Origin of the sequence: Promicromonospora panici (assembly GCF_900608595.1) — a bacterium.
GTDB lineage: Bacteria > Actinomycetota > Actinomycetes > Actinomycetales > Cellulomonadaceae > Promicromonospora > Promicromonospora panici.
The window spans coordinates 230156-257139 of sequence record NZ_UWYY01000007.1 but is presented as its reverse complement, the minus strand read 5'-3'; the positions used below and the strand labels follow the sequence as shown (position 1 = coordinate 257139).

At 71.4% G+C, this 26984-nt stretch carries 22 protein-coding genes; 16 read left to right on the top strand and 6 right to left on the bottom strand.

Features of this window, described 5'->3' with window-relative positions:
- Positions 1-66 precede the first annotated feature (66 nt).
- A complete protein-coding gene (locus tag EW117_RS10405; RefSeq protein WP_277986458.1) occupies positions 67-1560 on the top strand; it encodes a M81 family metallopeptidase in 1494 nt (497 codons plus the stop codon).
- Between the two features lie 87 nt (positions 1561-1647).
- Here EW117_RS10405 and EW117_RS10400 read toward each other — a convergent pair whose 3' ends face one another.
- Positions 1648-2772, bottom strand: coding sequence for a GNAT family N-acetyltransferase (locus EW117_RS10400; protein WP_129786354.1), 1125 nt, complete (start codon positions 2770-2772; stop codon positions 1648-1650).
- 63 nt (positions 2773-2835) lie between these two features.
- Here EW117_RS10400 and EW117_RS10395 point away from each other — a divergent pair, with 63 nt between their 5' ends.
- Entirely contained in the window at positions 2836-5340 is a 2505-nt protein-coding gene (locus EW117_RS10395; RefSeq protein WP_129786352.1) for a glycoside hydrolase family 3 C-terminal domain-containing protein, read from the top strand.
- Between the two features lie 76 nt (positions 5341-5416).
- On the opposite strand, the gene EW117_RS10390 is transcribed toward EW117_RS10395, so the two are convergent.
- Positions 5417-6040: an NAD(P)-dependent oxidoreductase gene (locus EW117_RS10390; RefSeq protein WP_129786350.1), complete on the bottom strand. Its 624-nt coding sequence runs from the start codon at positions 6038-6040 to the stop codon at positions 5417-5419.
- Between the two features lie 112 nt (positions 6041-6152).
- Here EW117_RS10390 and EW117_RS30495 point away from each other — a divergent pair, with 112 nt between their 5' ends.
- Positions 6153-6728, top strand: coding sequence for a TetR/AcrR family transcriptional regulator (locus EW117_RS30495; RefSeq protein WP_129786348.1), 576 nt, complete (start codon positions 6153-6155; stop codon positions 6726-6728).
- Between the two features lie 3 nt (positions 6729-6731).
- On the opposite strand, the gene EW117_RS10380 is transcribed toward EW117_RS30495, so the two are convergent.
- Positions 6732-7841, bottom strand: coding sequence for a LacI family DNA-binding transcriptional regulator (locus tag EW117_RS10380; RefSeq protein WP_129786346.1), 1110 nt, complete (start codon positions 7839-7841; stop codon positions 6732-6734).
- A gap of 184 nt (positions 7842-8025) precedes the next feature.
- Between EW117_RS10380 and EW117_RS10375 the strand changes: the two genes are divergently transcribed.
- The 8 genes from EW117_RS10375 (at position 8026) to EW117_RS10340 (ending at position 20204) form a co-directional block, all read left to right on the top strand.
- Entirely contained in the window at positions 8026-9318 is a 1293-nt protein-coding gene (locus EW117_RS10375) for an extracellular solute-binding protein (protein WP_422890633.1), read from the top strand.
- Between the two features lie 8 nt (positions 9319-9326).
- Positions 9327-10349, top strand: coding sequence for a carbohydrate ABC transporter permease (locus EW117_RS10370; RefSeq protein WP_165362630.1), 1023 nt, complete (start codon positions 9327-9329; stop codon positions 10347-10349).
- Entirely contained in the window at positions 10349-11224 is an 876-nt protein-coding gene (locus EW117_RS10365; RefSeq protein WP_129786342.1) for a carbohydrate ABC transporter permease, read from the top strand. Before EW117_RS10370 ends, EW117_RS10365 begins: the two co-directional genes overlap by 1 nt.
- Before the next feature lie 75 nt (positions 11225-11299).
- On the top strand, positions 11300-13744 hold the full coding sequence (locus tag EW117_RS10360) for a beta-xylosidase/alpha-l-arabinosidase (RefSeq protein ID WP_129786339.1): 2445 nt from the start codon (positions 11300-11302) through the stop codon (positions 13742-13744).
- A complete protein-coding gene (locus EW117_RS10355) occupies positions 13741-15315 on the top strand; it encodes a glycoside hydrolase family 43 protein (protein WP_165362629.1) in 1575 nt (524 codons plus the stop codon). The genes EW117_RS10360 and EW117_RS10355 overlap by 4 nt, the downstream gene beginning before the upstream one ends.
- A gap of 70 nt (positions 15316-15385) precedes the next feature.
- Positions 15386-15742, top strand: a complete 357-nt coding sequence (locus EW117_RS10350) for an RNA-binding S4 domain-containing protein (RefSeq protein ID WP_129786335.1) — start codon at positions 15386-15388, stop codon at positions 15740-15742.
- Between the two features lie 171 nt (positions 15743-15913).
- Positions 15914-18982 carry a S8 family serine peptidase gene (locus EW117_RS10345; protein WP_129786333.1) on the top strand — a complete coding sequence of 1023 codons (3069 nt, stop codon included), beginning with the start codon at positions 15914-15916 and terminating at the stop codon, positions 18980-18982.
- 85 nt (positions 18983-19067) lie between these two features.
- Positions 19068-20204, top strand: coding sequence for a dipeptidase (locus EW117_RS10340; protein WP_129786319.1), 1137 nt, complete (start codon positions 19068-19070; stop codon positions 20202-20204).
- A gap of 1 nt (position 20205) precedes the next feature.
- On the opposite strand, the gene EW117_RS10335 is transcribed toward EW117_RS10340, so the two are convergent.
- Both EW117_RS10335 and EW117_RS10330 read right to left on the bottom strand, forming a co-directional pair.
- Positions 20206-20478: a hypothetical protein gene (locus tag EW117_RS10335; RefSeq protein WP_129786316.1), complete on the bottom strand. Its 273-nt coding sequence runs from the start codon at positions 20476-20478 to the stop codon at positions 20206-20208.
- A 203-nt stretch (positions 20479-20681) separates the two neighbouring features.
- A complete protein-coding gene (locus tag EW117_RS10330) occupies positions 20682-21224 on the bottom strand; it encodes a GNAT family N-acetyltransferase (RefSeq protein ID WP_129786314.1) in 543 nt (180 codons plus the stop codon).
- 183 nt (positions 21225-21407) lie between these two features.
- Between EW117_RS10330 and dnaK the strand changes: the two genes are divergently transcribed.
- The 5 genes from dnaK (at position 21408) to EW117_RS10305 (ending at position 26077) form a co-directional block, all read left to right on the top strand.
- Positions 21408-23273, top strand: coding sequence for a molecular chaperone DnaK (gene dnaK, locus EW117_RS10325; protein WP_129786312.1), 1866 nt, complete (start codon positions 21408-21410; stop codon positions 23271-23273).
- Positions 23270-23977, top strand: coding sequence for a nucleotide exchange factor GrpE (gene grpE / locus EW117_RS10320; protein ID WP_129786310.1), 708 nt, complete (start codon positions 23270-23272; stop codon positions 23975-23977). Before dnaK ends, grpE begins: the two co-directional genes overlap by 4 nt.
- A 76-nt stretch (positions 23978-24053) precedes the next feature.
- The gene (locus EW117_RS10315) at positions 24054-25058 is read left to right on the top strand and encodes a DnaJ C-terminal domain-containing protein (RefSeq protein WP_129786448.1); all 1005 of its coding nucleotides are present in this window, start codon (positions 24054-24056) and stop codon (positions 25056-25058) included.
- Positions 25059-25150: 92 nt separating this feature from the next.
- On the top strand, positions 25151-25603 hold the full coding sequence (locus tag EW117_RS10310) for a heat shock protein transcriptional repressor HspR (RefSeq protein ID WP_129786309.1): 453 nt from the start codon (positions 25151-25153) through the stop codon (positions 25601-25603).
- 165 nt (positions 25604-25768) lie between these two features.
- Positions 25769-26077, top strand: a complete 309-nt coding sequence (locus tag EW117_RS10305; RefSeq protein ID WP_129786307.1) for a DUF1540 domain-containing protein — start codon at positions 25769-25771, stop codon at positions 26075-26077.
- A 114-nt stretch (positions 26078-26191) separates the two neighbouring features.
- Here EW117_RS10305 and EW117_RS10300 read toward each other — a convergent pair whose 3' ends face one another.
- Positions 26192-26959 carry a nucleotidyl cyclase domain-containing protein gene (locus EW117_RS10300; protein WP_129786305.1) on the bottom strand — a complete coding sequence of 256 codons (768 nt, stop codon included), beginning with the start codon at positions 26957-26959 and terminating at the stop codon, positions 26192-26194.
- Positions 26960-26984: the final 25 nt, after the last annotated feature.

Genomic DNA, 26984 nt, shown 5'->3' with positions numbered 1-26984 from the left:
GGGCCACCCGGAATTTTGTGGCGGAATGCGTACAAAGTAGTAACCCGTCCCGCCTACACTTCCCGCGTGACCCGTACCCACCATCGACCGCGGATCGCGATCTGCGGCATGGCCATCGAGTCCAGTACGTTCTCCCCGCACCGCTCGGGCTGGGAGGCGTTCACCCTGCTGCGCGGCAACGAGCTGGTCCGGCGGTACCCGTTCCTGCGGGACGGTGCGCCGCTGCGCCGCGAGGCCGAGTGGGTCGGGATCCTGCGGGCCGGGGCGCTCCCCGGCGGTGCGGTCCTGGCCGACGTGTACGAGTCGGTCCGCACCGAGATCGGCCTGGCGCTGGAGGCGCAGGGTCCGTTCGACGGGGTGCTGCTCGACATCCACGGCGCCATGTCGGTGCTCGGGTACGCCGACGCCGAGGCGGACCTCGCACGTGCGGTCCGCGCCGCCGTCGGGCCGAGCTGCCTGGTCTCCGCCTCGATGGACCTGCACGGCAACGTGTCGCGGGAGCTCGCCGCGACCGTCGACCTCATCGCCTGCCACCGGATGGCCGCGCACGAGGACGACGACGAGGCCCGTCAGCGCGCGGCCACCGATCTGCTGCGCCGCATCGACGGGTCCGGTCGGCCGCACAAGGCGTGGGTGCAGGTCCCGGTGCTGCTGCCGGGGGAGAAGACGAGTACCCGGCTGGAGCCGGCGAAGGGCATCTACGCGGACGTGGCGCGGGTCGCGGCTCTGGACGGTGTGCTGGATGCGTCCGTCTGGGTCGGGTACGGGTGGGCGGACGAGCCGCGCTGCCGGGCCGCCGTCGTCGTGATGGGTGACGACCCCGCCGTCATCACCCGGGAGGCTGAGCGCCTGGCCCGCCGGTACTGGGACGCGCGCGACGAGTTCGAGTTCGTCGCGCCCGCGGGCAGCTACGACGAGTGTTTGGAGGCGGTGCTGGCGAGCGACGCCCGGCCGTTCGTCCTGTCCGACTCGGGCGACAACCCCATGGCCGGTGGCGCGGGCGACGTCACCTGGACCCTCGCGCGGCTCCTGGCGGAGCCGGCTTTCGCCGTCCCGCCCGCCGACGGCGGCCGGAGCGCGATCTACGCCTCCCTGCCCGATGCCGAGGCCGCCCGCGCGGTGGCCGACGCCGGGGTGGACGCCGTCGTCGAGGTGCGGGCCGGCGCCCGGGTCGACGACGGCCCGCAGGGCCCCTTGACGCTGCGCGGCGTGGTCGAGCACGTCCGCCTGGACGATCCGGTGGGCGGGACCGTGTGCGTGGTGGCCGTGGGCGGGCTCAGGGTGATCCTCACCGAACGCCGCAGGCCCTACCACCTGGAGTCGGACTTCACGGCCATCGGCCTCGACCCGCGCGGCACCGACGTCGTGGTCGTCAAGATCGGCAACCTCGAGACCGAGCTCTACGACATGGCCGAGGACTGGATGCTCATGCTCACCCCGGGCGGCGTGGACCAGGACCTGCACCGGCTCCGGCACACCAACCTGGGTGGCCCGGTCCACCCCTTCGACCCGCCGGAGGCCTTCGGCCCGGGCCCGGACCTCACCCCGAACCTCCTCTGACCCCCACCCCCAGCTTTGTTGTGGGCGGGATCGTTGCGCCTAAAACGGGCAGGTAGTCGCAACGGTCGCGCCCACAACGAATGGCTGTCAGAGCGGGCCCTGGAACTCGGCGCTGCCGCCCGCCGGGACGAACCCCAGCGCGACGTTGATCGCGAGCATGTGCGGGTTCTCCTCGTTGTTCCAGGTGTAAATGCGCCGGGCGCCGGGCCGCAGCCGTGCGTGCTCGCGTAGGTTCACCGCCTTGATCAGCATCCCGAGCCGGTGCCCCCGATGCTCCTTCAGCACCACGGTGGCCTGCTGGTCGGTGTGGTCAGGCCGTTGGTCCTCCCACGTCAGCATGGTCATGGCGACGAGCTCGCCCGTGGCCACGTGCTCCGCGGCGGTCACCACGTACTGGCTGCCGCGCGCGACGTGCGCGGCATCCTCGAGGCGGATGCGGTCGGCGTCCCAGACGTCGGACTCCATGTCGAGACCGCCGCGCGGCTCGTCGTCGGCCAGGGCCTGCTCCAGGGCGGCGTACTGCACGATCCACTCCTCGGGCGTGGGCGTGGTCCAGGTGTGGACGCGGTACGCGTCGCCCGCGGCGGCGCGGGCCTCGGCCTCGAAGCGTGCCAAGGTATCGGCGGGGACCGGCAGGTCGATCCGGGAGCGGCGCTCCACGAGCTGCGGGGTCAGGCCCAGCTTTCGCGCCAGGTGGACCCCCGGCAGGTTCGCGGAGATCGCGCCGATGCCCGACGCCGGGGCCAGCGTCTCGCCATCGGTCTCCTCCGGCCCGAAGTCGACGGGCGCCAGGACTGACGTCCGGCCCTCTGCCCGCGCCGTACCGCGTACCCAGTCGGTGAGGGCCGCGCCGATGCCGCGCCGGCGGTGTTCCGGGTGCACCTGCACGAAAGCGTGGGCCAGCTCCGGGTTCGACCTGACGTGGAGGTACATGATCGCGGCACCAACAACCTGCGGGCCCTCGGGCGAGTCCACCACGGCGACGTGCCGGAGCTTGCGCATGTATTCCTGGTTGTTCATCCCCACCAGGAGCCCGATCGCGGTCGGGGCACCGTCCGCGTTACCGAGGTCGGCGCGCCCCACCGCTGCGTACAGCTCCGCGATGCCGCGGTACGCCCAGGCCTCCGGTTCCTCCAGGGAGGACGCGTGCGGGGGTTCCATCAGCCGCCACGCCGACGTCGCCGGGGCGGGTACTGCCGAGGTTGAGGTCATGGACCCAGGGTGCTCCCGGGGCTCCCAGGGTGCACGGCTTTTTGCCACCGATAGCGTGACCGCATGACGAAGAAGCCGCATGCCGACCCCACCGCCACCACTGGGCCCGGCCCCGCGGCGATCGTCCGGAAGCTCAGCCTCGAACAGAAGGCCCGGCTGCTGTCCGGCGCCTCGTTCTGGACCACCGCCGAAGCGCCCGGCGTCCCCCAGGTCTATCTCGCGGACGGACCGCACGGCGTCCGCCGGCTCGACGCCGACATCGGCGACATCGAGGGCGCCGTCCCGGCCACGTGCTTCCCGCCCGCCGTCGCGCTGGGCAGCACCTTCGACGTCGGCCTCGTCGAGCAGGTGGGGGAGGCCGTCGCCCAAGAGGCGAGGCGGCGCGACGTCGACGTCGTCCTCGGGCCGGGCATCAACATCAAACGCAGCCCCCTGTGCGGCCGCAACTTCGAGTACGTTGCCGAAGATCCCCTGCTCGCCGGCGAGATCGGCGCGGCGCTCGTCACCGGGATCCAGCGCCGGGGCGTGGGCACGAGCCTCAAGCACTTCGCCGCGAACAACCAGGAGACCGAACGCATGCGCGTCTCCGCCGACATCGACGAACGCACCCTGCGCGAGATCTACCTGCGGGCCTTCCAGCGCGTCGTCACGAAGGCGCAGCCCGCCACGATCATGTCCTCGTACAACCGGATCAACGGCACGCACACCGGCGAGGACCGCCGCATCACCACGGACATCCTGCGCGGCGAATGGGGCTTCGATGGCCTCGTCATGTCCGACTGGGGCGCCGTGCACGACCGGATCGCCGGCATCCGCGCCGGCCTCGACCTGGAGATGCCCGCCGGCGGCGACGGCCGGGTCAAGGAGATCGTCGCGGCCGTGAAGTCGGGCGCCCTCGACCTGGCCGACGTCGACCGCTCGGCCACCCGGGTGGTCGCCCTGGCGCTCGCGACGCAGGCCGCGCGTGGGACAGCCGGTGACGCGGCCGGGGGCGCGGCGGCGCTCGCGGAACGCGGCCATGACCCGGAGGCCTGGCACGACGCCGCCCACCACGCCCTGGCCCGTGAGGCGGCCGGCCGCGCGATAGTGCTGCTCAAGAACGACGGCGGGATCCTGCCGCTGGCCCCGCAGACGCGCCTGGCCGTGATCGGCGAGCTGGCCCGCACGCCGCGGTACCAGGGCGCGGGCTCGTCCCAGATCGTCCCGACGCAGCTCGACGACGCCCTCTCCGCGGTTCAGGACTCGGCCACCGACGTCGTCTTCGCGCCGGGCTACGAGCTGGACCCGGCGCGCGTCTCGACAGGCTCTGCCGGTGGTGAGGGCTCGACGAACGGTGCGGGCTCGGCCAACGGGCGGGGAGCGGGCGGCACCAAGGGCTGGCGGTGGCCGGCCAAGGCAGCCGCGTCCGCCGACCGTGCCGAGGCGCTCGCCGCCGACGCCGTTGCCGCGGCGCGGGACGCCGGTGTGGTGCTGTTCTTCGCGGGCCTGCCGCAGTCGGCCGAGGCCGAGGGTCGCGACCGACGGGACATCGAGCTGCCCGCGGCCCAGCTCGACCTGCTGGACCGGGTGCTGGAGGTCAACCCGCGCGTCGTCGTCGTGCTCTCCAACGGTTCGGTGGTGCGGCTGTCCGGCTTCGCGGACCGCGTGCCCGCGATCGTCGAGGGCTGGCTGCTGGGCCAGGCGGGCGGCGGCGCGGTGGCCGACGTGCTGTTCGGCCGGGTCAACCCGTCCGGCCGGCTGGCGGAGACCGTCCCGCTGCGCATCCAGGACACCCCGGCCTGGACGGGCTTCCCCGGCACGGGCCTGCACGTGACCTACGGCGAGGGCATCTTCGTGGGCTACCGCTGGTACGACGCGCGGGACCTGGCGGTCCAGTACCCCTTCGGGCACGGGCTCTCGTACACGACGTTCGCCTATTCGGGGCTGAGGGTCTCGATCGACTCGCCCCGCGGGAACGGCTCGACCCTCGAAGAGGGCCGCACCGCCCGCGTCACCGTCACCAACACGGGCGGCGTCGCCGGGCGCGAGGTGGTGCAGTGCTACGTGTCCCTGCCCGGCTCGTCGGTCCCGCGTGCGCCGCGCGCCCTCGTCGCGTTCGCGATCGTCGACCTCATGCCGGGCGAGTCCCGGGAGGTGAAGCTGACGATCGCCCGGGACGACCTGGCGTACTGGGACGTCCGCGCCGACCGCTGGGTGGTGGAGGGCGGCTCGTACCGCGTCGAGGTGGGAGCCTCCAGCCGCGACATCCGCGTGACCGCCGACGCCGAGGTGCGGGCCGACGCGCCCGTCGCGCCGCTCACGCCGCAGTCGTCGGTGGGCGAGGCCATGACCCACCCCGTCATCGGCCCGACCGTCACGGGCATGCTGCAGGGGGCCGGCCTGTCCGACGACGTCCTGATCATGACCCAGGCGATGCCCCTGGGCCGGCTCGCCTACCAGCCCGGCTCCGGCGTCACGCACAAGCAGGTGGGGCAGCTGCTCGACGTCGCGAACGGCACCGGCGGCCTGGTCACCCGCGCGGCCGGCAAGCTGCTGGCCGCGACCAACCGCCTCCGCCGATCCCGTTGAGTGCTGGCTATTTGTGCGGATCGGGCGCGCAGATCGACAAATAGCCAGCACTCAACGGAGGTCAGAGCCGCGCGGGTCAGGCGGCGACGGAGATCGCCTGCCCGACGGCGGTGTCGTCGGGCAGGGCGTCGAGCATCGCCAGGGCGAGGTCCGGCCGGGCGATCGTCCAGGCCCAGCGCACATTGCCGTCTCGCCGTGCCTTGTAGCGACCGGTGCCGGGCCGGTCCTGGAGGCGCGGCGGGCGCATGATCGTCCAGTCGACGTGGCTTGCCCGGATCACCTTCTCCATGGCCTCCAGGTCGGCGTTCGCGGTCGCCAGCGCCCGCTTGAGGATCGGCTTGGCGACGTAGCGGGAGAGCGGATCGTCGCCGTCCACCACCCAGCCGCTGGCGCTGATCGCGACCAGGCGGCGCACGCCGGCGCCGTCCATGGCCGCGAGGACGGCGGTGATGCCATCACGCAGGACGTGCGCCGACTCGCCGGGTACCGGACCGAGGCAGCTCGCGACGGCGTCGACGCCCTGGAACGCGGCGGTGAGCGCCGCGACGTCGGACGCCTCGGCGACCCGGACCTCGCCCGGCGGGTCGGCCAGCCGGGACGGGTCGCGCACGACGGCGACGATCTCGTGCCCGGCGGCGGCAGCGGCGCGGACGAGCTCGCGGCCGGTGCGGCCGCTCGCTCCGACGACAGCGATCTTCATGACGTCTCCTCAGTTCTGGGGTGGTGTGACGAGAGGTGTGAGTGAATACTTACTAACACCGTGCCACGCGGTATGGCTGCTGGTCAAGGGAACGGGGGCGAGAATGGCTGGCATGAGCACACGGGAGCGGATCCTCGACGCGGCGGCCCGCGTGATGCGCGAGCGCGGCGTCGCGCACGCGACGACCAAGGAGATCGCGCGGGCGGCCGGCTGCTCGGAGGCGCTGCTCTACCGCCACTTCGACGACAAGCAGGGCCTGTTCATGGCGGTGCTGCAGGAGCGGATGCCGGCCTTCGCCCTGCCTGACGACGCCGCCGGCACCGGGACCGTCGAGGGCAATCTCGTGCGTCTGGTCGGCGGGCTGCTCGACTTCTACGCCGACAGCTTCCCGATCTCGGCCTCGATCTTCTCCAGCAGCACGCTCCTGGCGCGGCACCGGGAGGCGATAGCGGCCCACGGGGCCGGGCCACAGGTGCCGCACCTTCGCCTGCAGGCCTACCTGGAGGCGGAGCGGAAGGCCGGCCGGGTGCGTCCCGACGCGGACGTCGAAGCGGTCGCCAGGCTGCTCGTGGGCGCGGCCCTGCACCACGCGTTCCTGGTCGCGTTCTGGGGCGAAGGGAACGCCGCCGAGCCCGGCCTGGGAGAGCGCCTGGTGGCGCCGGTCCTCCCAGCTCTGCTCACCGGCTGACAGCTACGAGGCGGGCGGGGGAGCCGTGCTCGCGCGTTGCACCAGGCGCGTGGGTAGTCGGGTGTGCTTGCCCGCAGTGGTACCCGACTCCAGCATCCCGATGACCATCCGGAGCGCCTCGGCACCCATCTCGTGCAGGGACTGCGCGATCGTCGTCAGCGGAGGCGACGACGCGGCGGCCTCCGGGATGTCGTCGAACCCGATGACCGAGAGATCCTCCGGGACGCGCAGCCCCAGCTCCTGGGCGACCTGGAGCACGTGGATCGCCGACAGGTCGTTCGCGGCGAACACGGCGGTGGGCCGGTCGGTGCGTTCGAGCAGGTCGTGCGTGGGGCGGTCGGAGCGGTCGGGGCGGTAGCCGCCCTCGAGCATCAGGCTCGGGTCGGGGGTGAGGCCCGCCGCCTCCATCGCCTCGACGAAGCCCAGCTCGCGCAGGCGGGCCGACTCGAGGTCGGCGCGTCCGCCCAGGTAGCCGATGCGCGTGTGGCCCAGGGCGATGAGGTGCTCGGTGGCGGTGCGGGCGCCGCCCAGGTTGTCGGAGTCCACGGTGGCCGGGCCGGTGGGCCCGGTGTGCGGGTCGATGGCGACGACGGGGACGCCCTCGTGCACGGGGAGAGCGAGCGTGGGCGTGACGATGACGACGCCGTCGATCAGGGTGCCGGCGAGGCGGGACAGCGATCGGCGCTCCCAGCCCACGTGGTCCGAGCGGCCGGCGTCGCCGCAATAGGCGAGCAGCTCGTAGCCGGTACCCCGCACCGCGGCGGAGATGCCCTTGAGGAGCTCGGTGCTGAACGGCTCGAACTCGGCGACCAGTACGCCGATCACGTTGGTCTGCCGGCGGCGCAGGCTGCGCGCGACCAGGGACGACTCGTACCCGAGGTCGGCGACGACGCCGAGCACCCGCTCGGCGGTGGCGGCCGCCACGCCGTACCGGCCGTTGACGACCTTGGAGACGGTCGCGACCGACACGCCGGCGACACGCGCGACGTCGGTGATGGTGGCGCGGCCGGTCGCACGCTCCTGGGTGGCGAACGGTTCCGCGGCGTCCGGGCCGTTCGTCACGCCGTCACCCGGTCCGGCGGTGGACCCGGGTGAGCTTGTCCCACTGTGCACGGAAGTGAGAGTACCCCGGGCAACTGCATGAGGCGGGTGGGAACATCCGTTTCGAAATCGATATCGAAACCGTTTGACTTGACTATGGCCCTCCTGCCAGTCTCCTGATGTGACGGACCTGTAGTCCGTCAACCGGCAGGCTCCTGCCGACCGTCGATGACGACCTACAAGGGGTTCCACAATGATGAGGAAGACGCGGGCCGCGGGCACTCTTGCCCTGGGCGCCACCGTTGCCCTGCTGGCCGCGGGCTGTTCCGGCGCCAACGGAGGAGGAGGGTCGGACGGCGGCGACGTCACGATGACCTTCTGGCACAACTCCACCACCGGGCCCGGCAAGGCGTACTGGGAGGACACGGTCGCTGCCTTCGAGGCGGACAACCCCGGTGTGACGATCGAGGTCCAGTCCATCCAGAACGAGGACATGGACGGCAAGCTTCAGACCGCCCTGAACTCGGGCGACGCGCCCGACATCTTCATGGCGCGCGGCGGCGGCAAGCTGGCCGACGTCGTCGAGGCGGGCCAGGTCATGGACCTCACCGACTCGATCGACGAGGCCGCGAAGACCGCGGTCGGCGAAGCCGGCTTCAGCGCCCTCAGCGTGGACGGCGCGATCTATGGCATGCCGACCTCCATCCTGCCCGGCGGCATCTTCTACAGCCAGGACCTCTTCGACGAGGCCGGTGTCACCGAGACGCCCGCCACCATCGACGACCTGAACGGCGTGGTGTCCGACCTCAAGGCCGCCGACATCTCCCCGATCGCGCTCGGTGGCAAGGACGCCTGGCCCGCCGCGCACTGGTTCTACTTCTTCGCGCTGCGCGAGTGCTCGCAGGAGACCCTCGAGGCCGCCGCCGAGTCGCGTAGCTTCGACGACGAGTGCTGGCTGGCCGCGGGCGAGGACCTGGAGGCGTTCGCCGAGACCGAGCCGTTCCAGGAGGGCTACCTCACCGCGACGGCCCAGCAGGGCGCCGGTTCCTCGGCGGGTCTCATCGCGAACCACAAGGCGGCCATGGAGCTCATGGGCGCCTGGGACCCGGGCGTGATCGCGGGCCTGACCCCGGACCAGAAGCCGCTGAAGGACCTCGGCTGGTTCCCGTTCCCCGCCGTTGAGGGCGGCGAAGGTGACCCGGCCGCGTTCATGGGTGGCGTCGACGGATACTCCTGCTTCGTCGAGGCTCCGCCGGAGTGCGCCGAGTTCCTGAACTTCTTCATGCAGAAGGAGCACCAGGAGGCCTACGCCGAGGCGTTCGTGACGCTGCCCGCCAGCCAGGAGGCCCAGGGCGTCGTGACCGACCCGGCGCTGAAGTCGGTCCTCGAGGCTTACAACGAGGCCCCGTACGTCTCCGTCTGGCTGGACACGCTCTACGGCCAGAACGTCGGCAACGCGCTCAACGCCGGCGTCGTCGAGATGCTGGCCGGCGACGGTGACCCGCAGAGCATCGTGGACGCCGTGAACGCCGCGGCGGCGATGGAGTAACGGCCCAGATGACTCACTCCCTGGGCGAGAACTCAGCAACCGTGACGACCTCGCCTGAGGGTGCCTCGGTGGCCGGAGGCGGCGTGCAGACGCCGTCCCCGGCCCGCCGGCCGTGGCGGGGCCGCAAGTTCGACTGGCGCAAGACGTTCGAGATCTCCCTGCTCTCCGGCCCCGCCATCGTCGTGTTCCTGGCGTTCGTCATCTTCCCCGTCTTCCTGGCGGCCTACTACGGGTTCTTCAGCTGGAAGGGCTACGGGCCGCCGACGGAGTTCGTCGGGCTCCAGAACTACCTGGTCATCTTCCGGGACTCGGCGTTCCACGAGGCGCTCCTGCACAACGGCTACATTGTCGTGCTCTCCCTGATCCTCCAGGGGCCGGCGGCGGTAGCGCTGGCGCTGCTGCTCAACCAGAGGATCCGCGGCCGGTCCATCATCCGCGTCCTGATCTTCGTGCCGTACGTGATCTCGGAGGTCATCGTGGGCACGGGCTGGAGCCTGATGCTCCAGACCTCCGGCGCGGTGAACGACCTGTTCGAGAAGATGGGCCTCGGGTTCCTCGCCGTCGACTGGCTGTCCGATCCCGACATCGCGCTCTGGTCGCTGATGATCATCATCAGCTGGAAGTACATCGGCTTCGCCGTGATCCTGTTCCTCGCTGGCCTGCAGAGCATCCCCGAGGAGCTCTCCGAGGCGGCGGCCATCGACGGCGCCTCGTACTGGCAGATCCAGCGGACCATCACATTGCCGCTGCTCGGCCCGACGCTGCGCATCTGGGCGTTCCTGTCGATCATCGGCTCGCTCCAGCTCTTCGACCTCGTCTACATCATCTGGGGTCAGTACGTCTCCGCCACGGCGGGCACCTCGACGATGGCGACCTACATGGTCCTGAACGGGCGTCTGGCGGGGAACTTCGGCTACGGCAACGCGGTGGCGGTAGTGCTCTTCGTGATCTCGCTCGTCATCGCCCTGGTCTACCAGCGCTACGTGCTGCGCCGGGACACCGAGGGCGCACTCACGGAAGGGAAGAACTGATGGCGACGCTGCTCGAAGCCCCCACGACGGCCGGGCAAAAGCTCCGCCGGATACCGAAGGTCGCCTGGGGCAGCCCGATGACCTATGTCATCGCGTTCCTCTTCGTCGGTATCTGCATCGGTCCCGTGCTCTACATCATCGTGGGCGGATTCCGGACGAACGCGCAGATCACCGTCGACCCGTCCGGCATGCCGAGCCCGTGGGTCATCGACAACTATCTGAGCGTGCTCGGGAGCGGGGTGTTCTGGCGCCAGGTCGCCAACTCGGCGGTCGCCGGCATCCTGACCACGGTCGGCGTCGTGGCGCTCGGACTCATGGTGAGCTTCGTGCTCGCGCGGTACGACTTCAAGCTCAACGGTGCGATGTACTCGCTGTTCGCGGCCGGTCTCATGTTCCCGATGACGGTGGCGATCACCCCGCTGTACATCCTGATCCGGGACCTCGGCCTGATGAACACCGTTGGCGGCATCGTCCTGCCGCAGATCGCGTTCGCGCTGCCGACCACGATCATCATCCTGGTGCCGTTCCTGCGCGCCATCCCGAAGGAGATCGAGGAAGCCGCAGCGATCGACGGCGCGGGCCGCATCGGGTTCTTCTTCCGGATGGTCGTGCCGCTGTCGCTGCCGGGCGTCATCACGGTCGGCATCCTGGCGTTCGTCGCGTCGTGGAACTCGTACATGCTGCCGCTGTTCATCCTGAACGACGAGCTGTCGTACACGCTGCCGCTGGGCGTCCAGGCGTTCGCGTCCCAGTACTCGGTCGACACGGCACGGGTGCTCGCGTTCACGTCGCTGTCGATGATCCCGGCGCTGATCTTCTTCTCGCTGTTCGAGCGGCGCATCGTCGGCGGGCTCACGGGCGCGGTCAAGGGCTGAGCCGAGGCGCCGACGAGGCGCCGCGCCACGTTCAAGCACGCCATTACACGTAGTACCGAGAAAGGAAAACGTTCCATGACGGAGCTGCCGACGGCGCTGAGGGCGATGCCCGAGGTGTCGGAGCGCGTGCGCGACCTGCACGCACGGATGACCCTCGAGGAGAAGCTCGCCCAGCTGGTCGGGTACTGGCTGGACCAGGGCGGCAACGTCGTGGCACCGATGCAGGGCGAGATGGCCGGCGACCGGGGCAGCGCCACGCTCCCGGAGATCACGAAGAACGGCCTGGGCCACTACACCCGTGTGTACGGCACGCGGCCGGTGGACCCGGCCGAGCGTGCGGCGTGGCTCTGGGCGGAGCAGCGGAGGCTGAAGCGCGAGACGCGCCTCGGCATCCCCGCGCTGGTGCACGAGGAGTGCCTCACCGGCCTGGCGGCCTGGCAGGCGGCCACCTTCCCGACGCCGCTCGCGTGGGGCGCGTCCTTCGACCCCTACCTGGTCGCCGAGATGGGCCGCCTCATCGGGGAGTCGATGCGGGAGCTCGGCGTCCACCAGGGGCTCGCGCCCGTGCTCGACGTCGTCCGCGATCCCCGGTGGGGGCGGGTCGACGAGTGCATCGGCGAGGACCCGTACCTGGTCGGCACGGTCGGCACGGGGTACGTCCGCGGGCTGCAGGGGACGGGCGTGCACGCGACGCTCAAGCACTTCGTCGCCTACTCGGGCTCCAAGGCGGGGCGCAACCACGCCCCGGTGAGCGCGGGCCCGCGCGAGATCGCCGACGTCTACCTGCCGCCCTTCGAGATGGCGGTGCTCGACGGCGGTGTGCGTAGCGTGATGGCCTCCTACAACGACGTCGACGGGGTGCCCATGCACTCGTCGGCCGAGTACCTCACCGAGCTGCTCCGCGACCAGTGGGGGTTCGACGGCGTGGTGGTCGCCGACTACTTCGGCGTCGCGTTCCTGAACGTCATGCACGCGATCGCGGCCGACCGGGGCGCGGCGGCGGCCGCCGCCCTGGAGGCGGGCGTCGACATCGAGCTGCCGTCCGGCGACGCGTACCTCGAGCCGCTCGCCGCACTCGTCACGGACGGGACGGTGCCGGTCGAGATCGTCGACCGGGCGGTGCTGCGCGCGCTCCGGCAGAAGGAGGAGCTCGGGCTCCTCGAGCCGGACGCGTACGAGGACGCGCCGCCGGCGGCGGTGGACCTGGATACGCCGGCGCACCGCGACGTCGCCCGGCGCCTCGCCGAGGAGTCCGTGGTGCTGCTCTCGAACGACGGCGTGCTCCCGCTCGGCGCGTGGCACGACAAGCCCGCCCACGTCGCGGTGATCGGGCCGAACGCCGCCCGCCCCGAGGCGCTGATGGGCTGCTACTCGTTCGCCAACCACGTGCTGGCGCACCACCCCGGCGTGCCGACGGGCTTCGAGATCCCGTCGGTGGCCGAGGCCCTGACCGAGGAGTTCGGCCGCGCGGGCCTGCCCGTGCCCGAGCTGACCTTCGCGCAGGGCTGCGCCGTCGAGGGCAGCGATACCTCCGGGTTCCCCGAGGCGGTCGCCGCCGCCGAGGCGGCTGACGTCGCGGTGGTCGTGGTCGGCGATCAGGCCGGGCTGTTCGGGCGCGGGACGGTGGGCGAGGGCAACGACAGCGAGTCGCTCGAGCTGCCCGGCGTGCAGCGCGAGCTCGTCGAGGCAGTCCTCGCCACGGGGAAGCCCGTGGTCATGGTGCTGCTCACCGGGCGTCCGTACTCGATCGGCTGGGCGCTCGACCCTGCCGACCCGGGTCTGAACGGCGTCCGGAAGCCCGGCGCCGTGCTCCAGGCGTTCTTCCCGGGCGAGGAGGGCGGCACCGCGCTCGCGGGCGTGATCTCGGGCCGGGTGAACCCGTCGGGGCGCCTGCCCGTGTCGCTGCCGCGCTCCACTGGTTCGCAGCCGTACTCGTACCTGCACCCGATCCTCGGCGGCGCGTCCGAGGTGACGGCCACCGACTCGACGCCGGTGCGGGCCTTCGGGTTCGGCCTGTCGTACACGACGTTCGCGCGCGAGCTGGTCGCCGTGGACCCGTCCGTCGAGGCGGGCGGCACGTTCCGCGCCGTCGTGACGGTGACGAACACGGGTGAGGTGCCCGGGTCCGACGTCGTGCAGCTGTACGGGCACGACGTGGTGGGCTCCGTCGCGCGGCCCACCGCGCAGCTGCTCGGCTACCACCGGGTCACGCTGCGCCCGGGGGAGTCGGCGACCATCACCTTCGACGTGCCGACGACGCGCTTCGCGTTCACCGACCGCGAGATGGTGCGGATCGTCGAACCCGGTGACGTCGAGGTATGGGCCGGCGCACATGCGGCCGACAGCGTTGTCAGGGTGGTGGCCGAGGGCATCGCGGATCTGGACGAGCCGCACGCCACGGCGGGTCCCGCGTCGCCCGTCACCGTCTCGCCGGTCCGTGCCGTCGTCGCGATCACGGGTGACGTGCACGAGGTGACGACGGCGGACAAGCGGTGGGTCGACGTCACGGTCGCGCAGTGACCGCTGTCCACAACCCGATCCTTCCGGGGTGCTACCCCGACCCGACGATCTGTCGGGTCGGGGCGGAGTACTACCTCGTCACCTCGACGTTCGAGTACTTCCCCGGCCTGCCCGTGTTCCGCAGCCGCGACCTGGTGCACTGGGAGCAGATCAGGCACGCGCTCGACCGGGCCGGGCAGCTCGACATGCAGGGGATCGCGTCGTCGGGCGGGCTGTACGCGCCGACGCTGCGGCACCACGACGGGAGGTTCTGGCTGGTCTGCACCCTGGTGGACCAGCGGGACCAGGCGCGTGGCGGCAACTTCGTGCTGACCGCCACCGACCCTGCGGGGCCGTGGTCTGACCCCGTCTGGCTGGACGCGGACGGCATCGACCCGTCCCTGTTCTTCGACGACGACGGGCGGGTCTGGCTGCACGGGACCCGCCTCGCCCGGGAGCCGGAGTGGCACGACCAGACCGAGGTCTGGCTGCGCGAGCTCGACCCGGCGACGATGCGGCTCACCGGGCCCGAGCACGTGCTCTGGCGCGGCGCGGTGCTGGGCGCGGTGTGGGCTGAGGGGCCGCACCTCTACCGGGTGGACGGCACCTACTATCTGCTGGCCGCGGAGGGCGGCACCGAGTTCCACCACGCCGTCTCCGTGGCCCGGTCCGACTCCGTGACCGGCCCGTACGTCGGCAACAAGGCCAACCCGGTGCTGACCCACCGGCACCTGGGGCGGGACGTGGACGTCGTCGGCGTGGGGCACGCCGACCTGGTGGAGGCGCCCGACGGGTCCTGGTGGGCCGTGCTGCTCGCCATGCGCCCCTACGGCGGCTACCACTACAACCTCGGCCGGGAGACGTTCCTCGTACCGGTGACGTGGGAGGACGGCTGGCCGGTTTTCGCGCCTGGCCAGGGCCGCGTGCCGACGGTGGTGGAGGTGCCCGACGGCGTCCGGGCGGGGAACGAGGGCGGCGGACCGGCGTCCGCATGGCCGCCGGCGGGCTCGGTGCCGCCCGGCGACCTGCGCTGGACCGGCCTGCGCGGTCCGGCCGACTTCGCCGAACCGCGGGGCGAGGGCTGGCTGCTGCGCATGCGGCCGGAGAACCTCACGGACGCGGCGACGCCGGCGTTCCTCGGCGTCCGCCAGCAGCATCAGGCGGTCACGGTGCGGATGGTGCTGCGGTTCGACCCGGCCGGGCCGGACGAGCAGGCCGGCCTCGCGGTCCGGCAGTCCGAGCGGGACCACGTGCTGCTGGTGGTGACGGGTGCGCCCGACGGCTTCGGGCGCCGGGTCCTCGCGGTGCACCGCCAGGCGGGGGAGGCGACGGTGCTCGGCGAGCGCTCGCTGTCCGGCGGCGACGACCCCGTCACGCTCGCCGTGCAGGCGCACGGGCAGGACTACGCGCTGCTCGTGGCGGTAGGGGACGAGCAGCTGACGGAGCTCGCGGTCGCCGACGGGCGCACCCTGGACAGCGTCGCGGCCGGTGGGTTTCTCGGGGTGTGGCTCGGGCTGATCGCCACGAGCAACGGCACGCCGTCGGACTCGGTGGTGACGGTCGAGCGGTTCGAGTACCAGCCGTACGTCTGAGGACCGCCCTTGACGGCCGGGCCTCGCCGGCCGGCGCCTCGACGGCCGGCGTCGGTGGGAGGATGGGCCGATGCGCATAGACGTCTGGCTGTGGGCGGTGCGACTGACCAAGAGCCGGTCGGTCGCGGCCGACCTGTGCCGCAGCAACCGGGTCCGGATCAACGGGAAGATCGCCAAGGCCTCGACGTCCGTCACCGTGGGCGATCGCGTGACGTGGCGCGATCCCCTGCGGGACCGGGAGGTCGAGGTCGTCGAGCTGCTGCCCAAGCGGGTCGGCGCGCCCATCGCCGCCAAGGCGTACCTGGACCACAGCCCGCCCCTGCCGACGCGGGTCGAGCGGGAGGCGGTCGGGCTGCGTGACCGTGGCGCCGGGCGCCCGACGAAGCGTGAGCGGCGTGAGATCGACCGGCTTCGCGGGCGGGGCTGAGGGCCTGCGCCCGGGTTGATGAGGCGTCCCGGGCGGGCCGGGTGATTTCTCCGAGAATGCGAGAGATTGGGCCGGTCCGACGGCTAGTGTGCGCCTGTCTCCTCTGCCTGCGAGGGCAGGGCTCTCTGGCCCGTGACTGGGCACCCCCATCCAACTCTCCGGAGTGCCCACATGCATCGTCGTACGTTCGTGACCAGGGCTGTCGCGTCGGCAGCCGCTGTCGCGTTCCTCGCATCCCCCGCGGCCGCGTCCGCCGCGCCGGACCCCGCCCCGGGCGGCGGGACCGGCGTTCAGCCCAGCACCGCCGCCGACCGGAACCGGTCGGAGCTCCAGGCGGCGCGCACCCTTGACCCGGCGGACAAGATCACCCCCGCCGCCACCAAGGCCTTCCGCGCGAAGAGTGAGACGGACTTCTGGCTCCGGTTTGCCGGCGAGACCGACCTCTCGGCGGCGGGCGGGATCACGAGCTGGTCCGAGCGCGGCGAGTACGTGCGCGACACGCTCGTCGCGGCCGCCGAGGCGTCCCAGGAGCAGGCGATCGCCGCCCTGGAGAAGTCGGGCACCGAGTACACCTCGTACTGGGCCAGCAACGCGATCCTGGTCGAGGACGGCTCGCTCGACCAGGCGGTCGACCTCGCGGCGGACATCCAGGTCCTGGAGGTCCGGCCGACGATGCGGCACGCGGTCGACGAGCCGGAGACGACGGACGGCGCCGTGCCGAACGCGGCGGCGAGCTCGACGTACGGCATCAGGGCGATCAACGCCGACGACATGTGGAACCTCGGCTTCACCGGCGACGGCGTCGTCGTCGCCGGCCTGGACACCGGCGTGAGCCGTACCCACCCGGCCCTGGCCGCGCAGTACCGCGGTGCGACGACGGGCAGCAACTACAACTGGTTCGACGCCGCCCGCGTCGGCGACAGCTCCCCGAGCGACGACCACGGGCACGGCACCCACACCATGGGCACCATGGTGGGCACCGACGACGGCTCGATGAACATCGGCGTGGCGCCCGGCGCGGAGTGGATCGCGGCGAACGGCTGCGCCGCCGGCTGCTCGGACGCCGCTCTGATCGCGTCGGGCCAGTGGCTCCTCGAGCCGACCCGCCTCGACGGCACGGGCGCCGACGCCGGCAAGCGGCCGCACGTCATCAACAACTCGTGGGGCCTCTCCTTCTCCACCGACCCGTTCATGGAGGACGTGATCTCCGCCTGGGAGGCGGCGGGCATGTTCAGCACGTGGGCCAACGGCAACGACGGCGAGTTCGGCTGCGAGTCGTCCGGGAGCCCGGGGGCGCGCACGCTGTCCTACTCGGTCGGCGCGTTCGCGCCGTCGGGTGCGATCGCGTCGTTCTCCTCGCGTGGTCCGGGCCAGAGCGGCACTGTGAAGCCCGACATCGCCGCGCCCGGCCAGACCGTCCGGTCCGCCGTACCCGGCGGCGGGTTCGAGCAGTGGGACGGGACGTCGATGGCCGCACCGCACGTCGCGGGCGCCGTCGCGCTCCTGTGGGACGCCGTGCCGGAGCTCGTGGGCGACGTGACGGGCACCCGGGCGATCCTCGACGGGTCCGCGCGGGATGTCCGCGACGTCACGTGCGGCGGCACGACCGACGACAACAACGTGTGGGGCGAGGGAAAGCTCGACGTCCTCGCGGCGTACCAGCTGGCCACCAAGCTCGCGTTCGACGCAGCGCCCGAGCCGGTCGTCTCCGGCGCGGAGGCCAAGGTCGGCGTGCAGCTCACGGCCACCGTGCCCGCATGGTCGCCGGCCGCGACGTTCACCTACCAGTGGCGCCGGGACGGCGCGAAGATCCTCGGGGCGACGGGCAGCACCTACACGCCGCGCGGCGCCGACGGCGGCGCCCGGCTCTCCGTGACGGTGCTCGGCAACGCCACCGGACGCACGCCCACGGCCCGGACCAGCGCCGAGACCGCCGAAATCGCGCCGACCGCCATCACCGCGTCCGACCCGACCATCAGCCCGACGGCGAAGGTGGGCACCACCCTCTACGCGAAGTCGGGGACCTGGACCTCCGGCACGCGGTTCACCTACCAGTGGTTCGCGAACGGGACGCCGATCACGGGCGCCACCGGATTCACGTTCGTCCCCACGAGCGTCCACCGCGGTAAGCAGCTCACCGTCACGATCACGGGCAAGCGCCCGGGCTACGTGACCGAGGCCCGCACGAGCCCCGCCGTCCCGGTGGGTTACGGGACGTTCTCCATGGCCGGGCCGCGCATCTCCGGGATGTCCAACCCGGGCGCTACGGTGGCGGTGGTCGCCCCGCCCGCCACGCCGGCGCGCACCAGCACCACCTATCAGTGGAAGATCGACGGCAGGAACATCTCCGGTGCGACGGGTTCGAGGTTCACGATCCCGGCGTCGTACGACGGGCGCCGGCTGACCGTGACCGTGACGGGCAAGCGCCCCGGCATCACGACCAAGTCGGTGACCTCGGCCCACTCCACGGTCGACCGGAAGTTCTCGTCGTCCCCCTCACCCACGATCTCGGGCACGGCCCGGGTCGGCGGGAAGCTGACGGCCAAGGTCGGTAGCTGGAGCCCGTCGCCGTCGTTCACCTACCAGTGGTTCGCCGACAGCGTGCCGATCCGAGGCGCCACCTCCTCGACGTACACGCTCAAGGGCGCGCAGCAGGGCAAGAAGATCTCCGTGGCCGTCACCGCCCGCAAGTACGGGTACGCCACCGCCGTCCGTTCAGGTGGGCCCACCTCCGCCGTCGGCCGGCCGGCCACGGCGATCCCCGCGAACGGCTACCTGGTGGGCAGCGACAGGCCGGCGGCCGGCACCTACGTGGCGGCCGCGGGCGCCCGGGGCTGCTCCTGGGTGCGCGAGTCCCAGTCGGCGGTGCTCGGCGCGAACTACGGCTCCGGCCAGCGGATTGCCACCGTAAAGTCCACCGACTACGGCTTCTTCTCCGACGAGTGCGGCCCCTGGGTCAGGTACTACCCGGGCACGAGGGCGCCGCGGACGAGCACGTCCGCCCACGGTGTCTACATGCTCGGTGACCAGCTCCAGCGCGGTACCTACGTGACCGCGGGGCCGGCCAACCCGAACACGAGCCCCTGCTACTACGCGATCATCGGCGACGAGTTCACCGGCCTGGAGAGCCGCGCGAACCTACTGTCGTACGGCACCCTGACCGACCCGAGGACGATCACGCTGCCGTCCGACGCGAAGGGCTTCGAGACGATGAACTGCACCTGGCGGCGGGTGGGCTAACCCTCGACGTGTCAGACGTACGGGTCACCCGGGTGACCCGTACGTCTGACACGGCCGCTGGCACGCGGGAGGTAGCCTCGCCCGCATGACGACAGCCGCTCGCCTCACCGCGCTCCTCGAGAAGAACCCCGTCTGGGACGGCCACAACGACCTCCCCTGGGAGCTCCGCGAGCAGTCGTCCTACGACCTCGACGCCGTCGACATCGCGCAGCGGCTCACCACTACCCACACCGACCTGCCGCGCCTGCGCGAGGGTGGCGTCGGCGCCCAGTTCTGGTCCGTGTACGTCCCGGCCAGGCTCCAGGGTGGTGCCGCCGTCACGGCCACGCTCGAGCAGGTCGACTGCGTGCACCGCCTGGTCGCGAAGTACCCGGACACCCTCCAGCTCGCGCTGACCGCCGCCGACGTCGAACAGGCCTGGAGCAACGGCCGCATCGCGAGCCTCATGGGCGCCGAGGGCGGCCACTCCATCAACGAGTCCCTCGGTGTGCTGCGCATGCTCTACACGCTCGGGGTGCGCTACATGACGCTCACGCACAACGGCAACGTGCCGTGGGCCGACTCCGGCACCGACGAGGAGGTGCTGGGCGGCCTCTCCGCGTTCGGCGAGGACGTCGTACACGAGATGAACCGCCTCGGCATGCTCGTCGACCTCTCGCACACCTCGGCCGGCACCATGCGCCACGCGCTACGGACCACCTCGGCCCCGGTGATCTTCAGCCACTCGAGCGCCCGCGCCGTCTGCGACGTCCCCCGCAACGTGCCCGACGACGTCCTGGGCACCCTCGCGACCAACGGCGGCGTCTGCATGGTGACCTTCGTGCCGCAGTTCGTGTCACCCGCCGTCGCCGAGTGGCGTGCCGGCGGCGCGGAAGCGGCAGCCGCCGAGGGGATCAGGAGCACCGACATCGGCGCCTTCGAGCCGTTCGTGCGGCAGTGGCAGGCCACCCACCCGCAGCCCCGCTCCACGCTGTCCGACGTCGTCGCGCACGTCGAGCACGTCCGAGAGGTGGCCGGCATCGACCACGTGGGTCTCGGCGGCGACTACGACGGAACGCCCCGCCTCCCGGAAGGGCTGGAGGACGTGACGGGCTACCCGCGTCTGCTCGCGGCGCTCGCGGACAACGGCTGGTCCGACGCCGATCTGGGCAAGCTGACCAGCGGGAACATCCTGCGCGTGCTGCGCGACGCCGAAGCGGCATCGGACCGGTCAGGGGGGTGACTCAGCCGGGCAGCTGGACCACCTTGCGCTGGAAGCCCAGGGCCACCTTCTGCAGGGACTCGAGCGGCTCCTGCTCGTTGTGGTAGCTGATCTGCCGCAGCATGGAGCCGGACGAGGCGAGCAGCGCGACGATCACGTCGCGCGCGTCCTCGCGGGTCTCGAGCGCCTCCTGGAGCAGCTCCTGGACCTGAGGCGATCTGAGCCCGTCCTCCTCGGGATCGAGCAGTGCTGTCAGGAGTGCGATCGACAACGAGCTTCCGTGGATGCTTGCCATGGTGGTCTCCCCCCGTCGGGGCCCGGGGTCCCGGGCATCAGGCACCCGCGGGCAGGCCCGCGAGTCACTCGTCCGATGCCCCACCCCCTGTGGCCTCGGTCGTGCACCCTTGTGTACCGCAGGTAAGGGCGTCGCGCCTGTTGACGGGGGTGAAATAGCGCCCGCCGTGGCGTGTCGCACAGCGCGGGGGCGGCTGTGCCGCGTCAGGGGTGCAGGATCAGTTGGAAGATGACGTGATCCTGCCATTTCCCGGCGATCTTCAGATAGCTCGGTGCGAAACCGAACTTCTCGAAGCCGATCCTGGTCAGCGCGGCCTGGGACGCCTCGTTGTGCGGGAGTGTCGCGGCCTGCAGGCGGTGCAGTCCCAGCTCGTCGCGCGCGTGGGCTGCCAGAGCCTCGATCGCCCGGGTCATCAGGCCTCGGCCGGTGAACCGGGCGTCGAGCCAGTAGCCGATATTGCCGCTCTCGAACGCGCCCCGCACGATGTCCGTGAGGTTGAGGCGGCCCACTATCTCGCCGTCCGCCTCGAGGACCGTGTAGAGCGCGCGGCCCGTCGCGTTCTCCAGCACCTGCGCCGCCAGCCGCTCCTCGTGCCACTTCGCCGTGTAGAAGTCCTCGGGCCGCGCGGGCTCCCACGGGGCGAGGTGCTCGCGGTTGCGCACGTAGGCGTGGGCGAGCGCCACGGCGTCGTCCTCGGTCAGCTCACGCAGGGTGACGTCGGTGGTCAGGGCGGTGGCGAAAGGCATGGCGACACGATAGTCAGGCGCGGCAGGCGCCCGGCGCGCTGGGAACACCGGGCCGGGAACTTTTCGGCTCCGACGGAGGTTGAGTGAAGTGGACTCAACTTTGCGGGACCGGGTTTGCTTCCCGACGGACTCCGGCCTAAGTTGAGTGCAGAAGACTCAATCTGTCGGAGGAAGGCAGTCAACATGGCACGCGCAGTAGGTATCGACCTCGGCACCACGAACTCGGTGGTGGCGGTTCTTGAAGGTGGCGAGCCCACCGTCATCGCCAACGCGGAGGGCTCGCGGACCACCCCCTCGGTGGTCGCGTTCTCCAAGACCGGCGAGGTCCTGGTGGGTGAGGTCGCCAAGCGTCAGGCGGTCACCAACGTGGACCGCACCATCTCCTCGGTCAAGCGCCACATGGGCACCGACTGGAGCGTGGACATCGACGACAAGAAGTACACGCCGCAGGAGATCTCCGCCCGCATCCTGGGCAAGCTCAAGCGCGACGCCGAGGAGTACCTGGGCGAGCCCGTCACGGAGGCCGTGATCACGGTCCCCGCCTACTTCAACGACGCTGAGCGTCAGGCGACGAAGGACGCCGGCCAGATCGCCGGCCTCGACGTCAAGCGCATCGTCAACGAGCCCACCGCTGCCGCCCTCGCCTACGGCCTGGACAAGGGCAAGGAGGACGAGCTCATCCTGGTCTTCGACCTCGGTGGCGGCACGTTCGACGTGTCCCTGCTCGAGGTGGGCAAGGACGAGGACGACTTCTCGACCATCCAGGTGCGGGCCACCTCGGGTGACAACCGCCTCGGCGGTGACGACTGGGACCAGCGCGTCGTGGAGCACCTCATCAAGCAGGTGAAGAACTCCTCGGGCGTCGACCTGTCGAAGGACAAGATCGCGCTCCAGCGCCTCCGCGAGGCGGCCGAGCAGGCCAAGAAGGAGCTCTCGTCCGCGACGAGCACCAACATCTCGATGCAGTACCTGTCGATGAGCGAGAACGGCCCCATCCACCTGGACGAGAAGCTCACGCGCGCTCAGTTCCAGCAGATGACGCAGGACCTCATCGACCGCACCAAGTCGCCGTTCCACGCGGTCATCCGCGACGCCGGCATCTCGGTCTCCGACATCGACCACGTCGTGCTCGTCGGCGGTTCCACCCGTATGCCCGCCGTGACCGAGGTCGTCAAGGAGCTCACCGGTGGCCGTGAGCCCAACAAGGGCGTGAACCCGGACGAGGTCGTGGCCGTCGGCGCCGTCCTGCAGGCCGGTGTCATCTCCGGTGACCGCAAGGACGTCCTGCTGATCGACGTCACCCCGCTGTCCCTCGGCATCGAGACCAAGGGTGGCGTGATGACCAAGCTCATCGAGCGCAACACGGCCATCCCGACCAAGCGCAGCGAGGTCTTCTCCACGGCGGACGACAACCAGCCGTCCGTGGCGATCCAGGTGTTCCAGGGCGAGCGCGAGTTCACGCGCGACAACAAGCCGCTGGGCGTCTTCGAGCTCACCGGTATCGCGCCGGCCCCGCGCGGCGTGCCGCAGATCGAGGTCACGTTCGACATCGACGCGAACGGCATCGTGCACGTGTCCGCCAAGGACCGCGGCACGGGCATGGAGCAGTCGATGAAGATCACCGGCGGTTCGGCCCTCCCCAAGGAGGACATCGACCGCATGGTCAAGGACGCCGAGGCGCACGCCGACGAGGACAAGAAGCGTCGCGAGGAGGCGGACACCCGCAACCAGGCCGAGGCCTTCGCGTACTCCATGGAGAAGCAGATCGCGGACAACCGCGACAAGCTCCCGGCCGAGGTCGTCACCGAGGTCGAGGCGGACATCGCCGCGGTGAAGTCCGCGCTCGAGGGCGAGGACGCCGACGCCGTGAAGACGTCGTACGAGAAGCTCGGCGCCTCCTCCCAGAAGATTGGTGAGGCGCTGTACTCGGCCGAGCAGCCCGCGGCACAGGGTGCCGAGGGCGGCCCGCAGACGGCGAACGCGCAGTCCGCCCCCGAGGAGGACGTCGTCGACGCCGAGATCGTGGACGACGAGGACGACCGCAAGTGACCGAACAGAACAACTCGCAGGGTCCCCCTGAGCCCGAGGGCTCGGGGGAGCACCCCTTCCAGTTCACGGACAAGCGCAAGGTGAACAACTCCGGTGACCAGGCCCGCCCGGCCGAGCCCGCGCCGGCGGACGACGCCACGTCGGCCTCGGCGGATGAGTCCGCGTCTGCGGACTCGCCCGAGCCGATGGTCGACGCTGCCGAGATCCAGGACGCCTCCGGCGACCCGCTGGAAGGGCTCGACTTCGAGCCGTCCGGTGACGCCGCGGAGGCCTCCGAGGTGCTCAAGGCGAAGGCCGAGGCTGCCGAGCACCTGGATGCGCTGCAGCGTGAGCGGGCCAGCTTCACGAACTACCGCAACCGGGCCCTGCGCGACCAGGAGGCCGCGCGGAACCGGGGTGTGCAGGACGTCCTGGCCGCCTTGCTGCCCGTTCTCGACGACGTGGAGCGGGCGAAGCAGCACGGCGAGCTGAGCGGCGCCATGGCGGCGATCGCGGAGAAGCTCGACCAGAGCCTCCAGAAGTTCGGCGTCGAGCGGTTCGGCAAGGTGGGTGAGGAGTTCGACCCCACCGTGCACGAGGCGCTCATGCACTCGACCGACGCGGACGCGGCGGCCACCACGGTGAACCTCGTGGTGGAGCCCGGGTACAAGATCGGCGAGAAGGTGGTCCGGGCGGCACGCGTGGGCGTCGTCGGACCGGAGTGATCGCTCGGTGGTCGAGCTCGTCGAGGCCCAGGTCTCGACGAGCCCGACCACCGGTATCGACGCGGAAGGAGGTGCCATGACCGGTCAGGACTGGATGGAGAAGGACTTCTACGCCGTGCTGGGCGTGCCCAAGGACGCCGACGACGCGGCCATCAAGCGGGCCTACCGCAAGCTGGCGCGCCAGCATCATCCGGACCAGAACCAGGGCAACGCGGCGGCGGAGACCAGGTTCAAGGAGATCGGCGAGGCCTACGCGGTCCTGTCCGACCCGGAGCAGCGCCGGCAGTACGACGCCGTGCGCGCGATGGCGGGCGGCGCCCGCTTCTCCGCGGGTCCCGGCGGTGCCGGTGCAGGCGGCTTCGAGGACATCATGGGCGCCATGTTCGGCGGCCAGGGTGCCGGCCGGGGCGGGCCCCGGGTCCGCTACTCGCAGGGTGGGACCGGCGCGGGCTTCGAGGACATCCTCGGCTCGATGTTCGGTGGCGGCAGGCAGGGATACCCCTCGGCCGGCCCCACCGGGTTCACCGCACCGAGCCCCGGCGCCGACGTCGTCGCGCAGGTCACGCTGCCGTTCCGTGCGGCAGTGGAGGGCACGACCGCGGACCTCGAGGTCAACGGCCGCACCATCACCGCCCGGATCCCGGCGGGGATCAACGACGGCAAGAAGATCCGCCTGCGTGGCAAGGGTCGGCCCGGCACGAACGGAGGTCCCCCGGGGGACCTCGTGGTCACCGTCCACGTGGCGCCGCACCCGGTGTGGACGCTGGACGGTTATGACCTGCGCATGACTGTGCCCGTCACGTTCGCGGAGGCGGCCCTCGGCACCACGCTGGAGGCGCCGACCCTGGACGGGGCGACCGTGCGGCTGAAGGTGCCCGCGGGAACGCCGTCGGGCCGGGTGCTCCGCGTCAAAGGGCGCGGGGTGCGGACGGCGAACGCGACAGGAGACCTGCTCGTCAGCGTGCAGGTGGTCGTGCCGCAGAAGCTCAGCAAGAAGGCCAAGGAGGCGCTCGAGACGTTCGCCGCCGAGAGCGACGGCGAGGACGTGCGCGTCGGATTGGCCGAGCGGGCGGCGGAATGACGATCGGCGCGGTGGGGCGGCTGCCCCATCGCGCCGAGTTCGGTTAATCTGCCCGGACGCAAAACAGCGCGAATGAGACAGGGGAGGGGCACATGGTCGACGACGACGCACCCGTGCTCACCGTCTCCAAGGCCGCGGAGCTCGCGGGAATGCACCCACAGACGCTGCGCCAGTACGACCGGCTCGGCCTGGTGGTGCCCCGGCGCACCCGCGGCAGGGGCCGCCGGTACTCCCGCCGGGACGTGGCGCGCCTGCTGCAGGTGCAGCGGCTCGCGCAGGTCGAGGGCATCAACCTCGCCGGGATCAAGCGCATCCTCGACCTGGAGGCACACGTCTCGGTCCTGGAGGAACGCCTCGGTGACCTGCTCATGCGCGTCCAGGAGGAGAGCCGCGTGTTCGCTGCGGGCCCGGACGCCGGCGACGTCGTGGTGGTGCAGCGCGGTCAGCGGGTCCGCAGCGCGGCGATGCGGGTCGACCTCGAGCATCGCGCCGTCCGCGGCGGCGCTGTGGTGCTCTGGCGGCCGGCGCCCCGCCGCGAGGAGTGACCGGCTCCTTCGGCCGCACGCAGATTTCGGCAACGCAATTCTTTCGTTAATCGAGAATGCGTGCGGAATGTAGGTAAGGCATTCCTTGCTCCACGCGTTCTGCATTTCAGGAATATGATCGGGGATATTCCTGGAGGAGCGGCGCACCGAGCGAGGAGAAAACCCATGAGCACGCTGATGGAAATGCCCGAGGTCGTGGAGTGTTCGATCGACGGCTGCGGCTACAACCACGAGCACGGCTGCCACGCGGGCGCCGTCACGATCGCGGGGCACACCGGGGACGCCTCCTGCGCCACGTTCATCCCGCTGAGCCACAAGGGCGGCCTCGAGAAGGTCATCGCCCACGTCGGCGCCTGCCAGCGCGAGGAGTGCGTCCACAACGATCACCTGGAGTGCAACGCCACGGCGGTCCGCGTAGGCCCAGGGCCCGAGGACCCGACGCACCCCGACTGCCTCACGTTCCAGGAGGGCTGACCGCACGCCCCAAGACATCTCCATCCCCGGACCAAACCATCGCCGGAAGGTCCCCCGGAACCAGCCAGGGCGCCTACTCGACACTGAGTAGGCGCCCTGCGGTGTCGTGTGGGCTCAGCGGGCCAGGTGGTCCATCAGGAGCAGAGCGTCGTCGTGCGTCGCGGGCAGGCGTTCCACCCACACCCGGGTCGGTCGGCGGACCTCGGTCGTGAGGCCGAGCACCTCGGCGTTGCGCTCCACGACGCGGCGGAGCGACTGGCCCAGCTCGGCGGTCGCGGGGCCGCGCTCGCACAGCACCACGAACGTGCCGTCGCCGATCGCGGCCATCGGGTGGCCCTCACCGAAGACCTGCTGCAGCGTCCTGCCGATCGCGGCGGAACGCGCGAGCCGTTGCCACGTGTCCAGGTTTTCGAGGCCGACGTCGAGCACGAGCAGGCAGTGGGAGGTCCCAGCGGTGCTGCCGGAACGCTGCGCCGTGCCGTAGGTCTCGCGGAGCCGTTCGCCGAGGTACTCACCGGTCGGCAGCCCCGTCGAAGGGTCGTGCGTGGCGATCTGGTAGGGGACGCGCTCGCGCTCCCCGACCCAGCCGATCGCCGCTGCGCGCAGCGCGCCTACGTCCGTGGGGCGGCCGAAGGCGGCGTAGAGGCAGGCGACGTCGTCCAGGGCCTCGGTGATGCCGGCGCCGACGGCGGCTCGTGCGGCTCCCAGACGCTCTGCGGGCGCTATGACGCCGCGCCCCTCGGCCAATGCCTCGGCGAGCGCTTCTGCGGCGGGATGCTCCCAGTCGTTCGGCCGGATCCAGACCGAGGCAAGACTCGTAGCGCGCCACCGCTCGCGCAGGTTATGTACACGCACCTGCGCCTCCTTCTGGGACTCGCTCATGATGAAGGGACCCTCACGGGGATAC

Excerpts from the sequence above, each read along its gene's own strand:
- EW117_RS10310 (WP_129786309.1), top strand. The coding sequence starts at position 25,151 with ATGGTCGACGACGACGCACCCGTGCTCACCGTCTCCAAGGCCGCGGAG.
- EW117_RS10305 (WP_129786307.1), top strand. The coding sequence starts at position 25,769 with ATGAGCACGCTGATGGAAATGCCCGAGGTCGTGGAGTGTTCGATCGAC.
- EW117_RS10365 (WP_129786342.1), top strand. The coding sequence starts at position 10,349 with ATGGCGACGCTGCTCGAAGCCCCCACGACGGCCGGGCAAAAGCTCCGC.
- EW117_RS10350 (WP_129786335.1), top strand. The coding sequence starts at position 15,386 with ATGCGCATAGACGTCTGGCTGTGGGCGGTGCGACTGACCAAGAGCCGG.
- EW117_RS30495 (WP_129786348.1), top strand. The coding sequence starts at position 6,153 with ATGAGCACACGGGAGCGGATCCTCGACGCGGCGGCCCGCGTGATGCGC.
- EW117_RS10375 (WP_422890633.1), top strand. The coding sequence starts at position 8,026 with ATGAGGAAGACGCGGGCCGCGGGCACTCTTGCCCTGGGCGCCACCGTT.
- EW117_RS10390 (WP_129786350.1), bottom strand. The coding sequence starts at position 6,040 with ATGAAGATCGCTGTCGTCGGAGCGAGCGGCCGCACCGGCCGCGAGCTC.
- EW117_RS10335 (WP_129786316.1), bottom strand. The coding sequence starts at position 20,478 with ATGGCAAGCATCCACGGAAGCTCGTTGTCGATCGCACTCCTGACAGCA.
- EW117_RS10400 (WP_129786354.1), bottom strand. The coding sequence starts at position 2,772 with ATGACCTCAACCTCGGCAGTACCCGCCCCGGCGACGTCGGCGTGGCGG.
- EW117_RS10395 (WP_129786352.1), top strand. The coding sequence starts at position 2,836 with ATGACGAAGAAGCCGCATGCCGACCCCACCGCCACCACTGGGCCCGGC.
- EW117_RS10345 (WP_129786333.1), top strand. The coding sequence starts at position 15,914 with ATGCATCGTCGTACGTTCGTGACCAGGGCTGTCGCGTCGGCAGCCGCT.
- EW117_RS10300 (WP_129786305.1), bottom strand. The coding sequence starts at position 26,959 with ATGAGCGAGTCCCAGAAGGAGGCGCAGGTGCGTGTACATAACCTGCGC.
- EW117_RS10370 (WP_165362630.1), top strand. The coding sequence starts at position 9,327 with ATGACTCACTCCCTGGGCGAGAACTCAGCAACCGTGACGACCTCGCCT.
- EW117_RS10340 (WP_129786319.1), top strand. The coding sequence starts at position 19,068 with ATGACGACAGCCGCTCGCCTCACCGCGCTCCTCGAGAAGAACCCCGTC.
- EW117_RS10315 (WP_129786448.1), top strand. The coding sequence starts at position 24,054 with ATGACCGGTCAGGACTGGATGGAGAAGGACTTCTACGCCGTGCTGGGC.
- EW117_RS10360 (WP_129786339.1), top strand. The coding sequence starts at position 11,300 with ATGACGGAGCTGCCGACGGCGCTGAGGGCGATGCCCGAGGTGTCGGAG.
- EW117_RS10330 (WP_129786314.1), bottom strand. The coding sequence starts at position 21,224 with ATGCCTTTCGCCACCGCCCTGACCACCGACGTCACCCTGCGTGAGCTG.
- dnaK (WP_129786312.1), top strand. The coding sequence starts at position 21,408 with ATGGCACGCGCAGTAGGTATCGACCTCGGCACCACGAACTCGGTGGTG.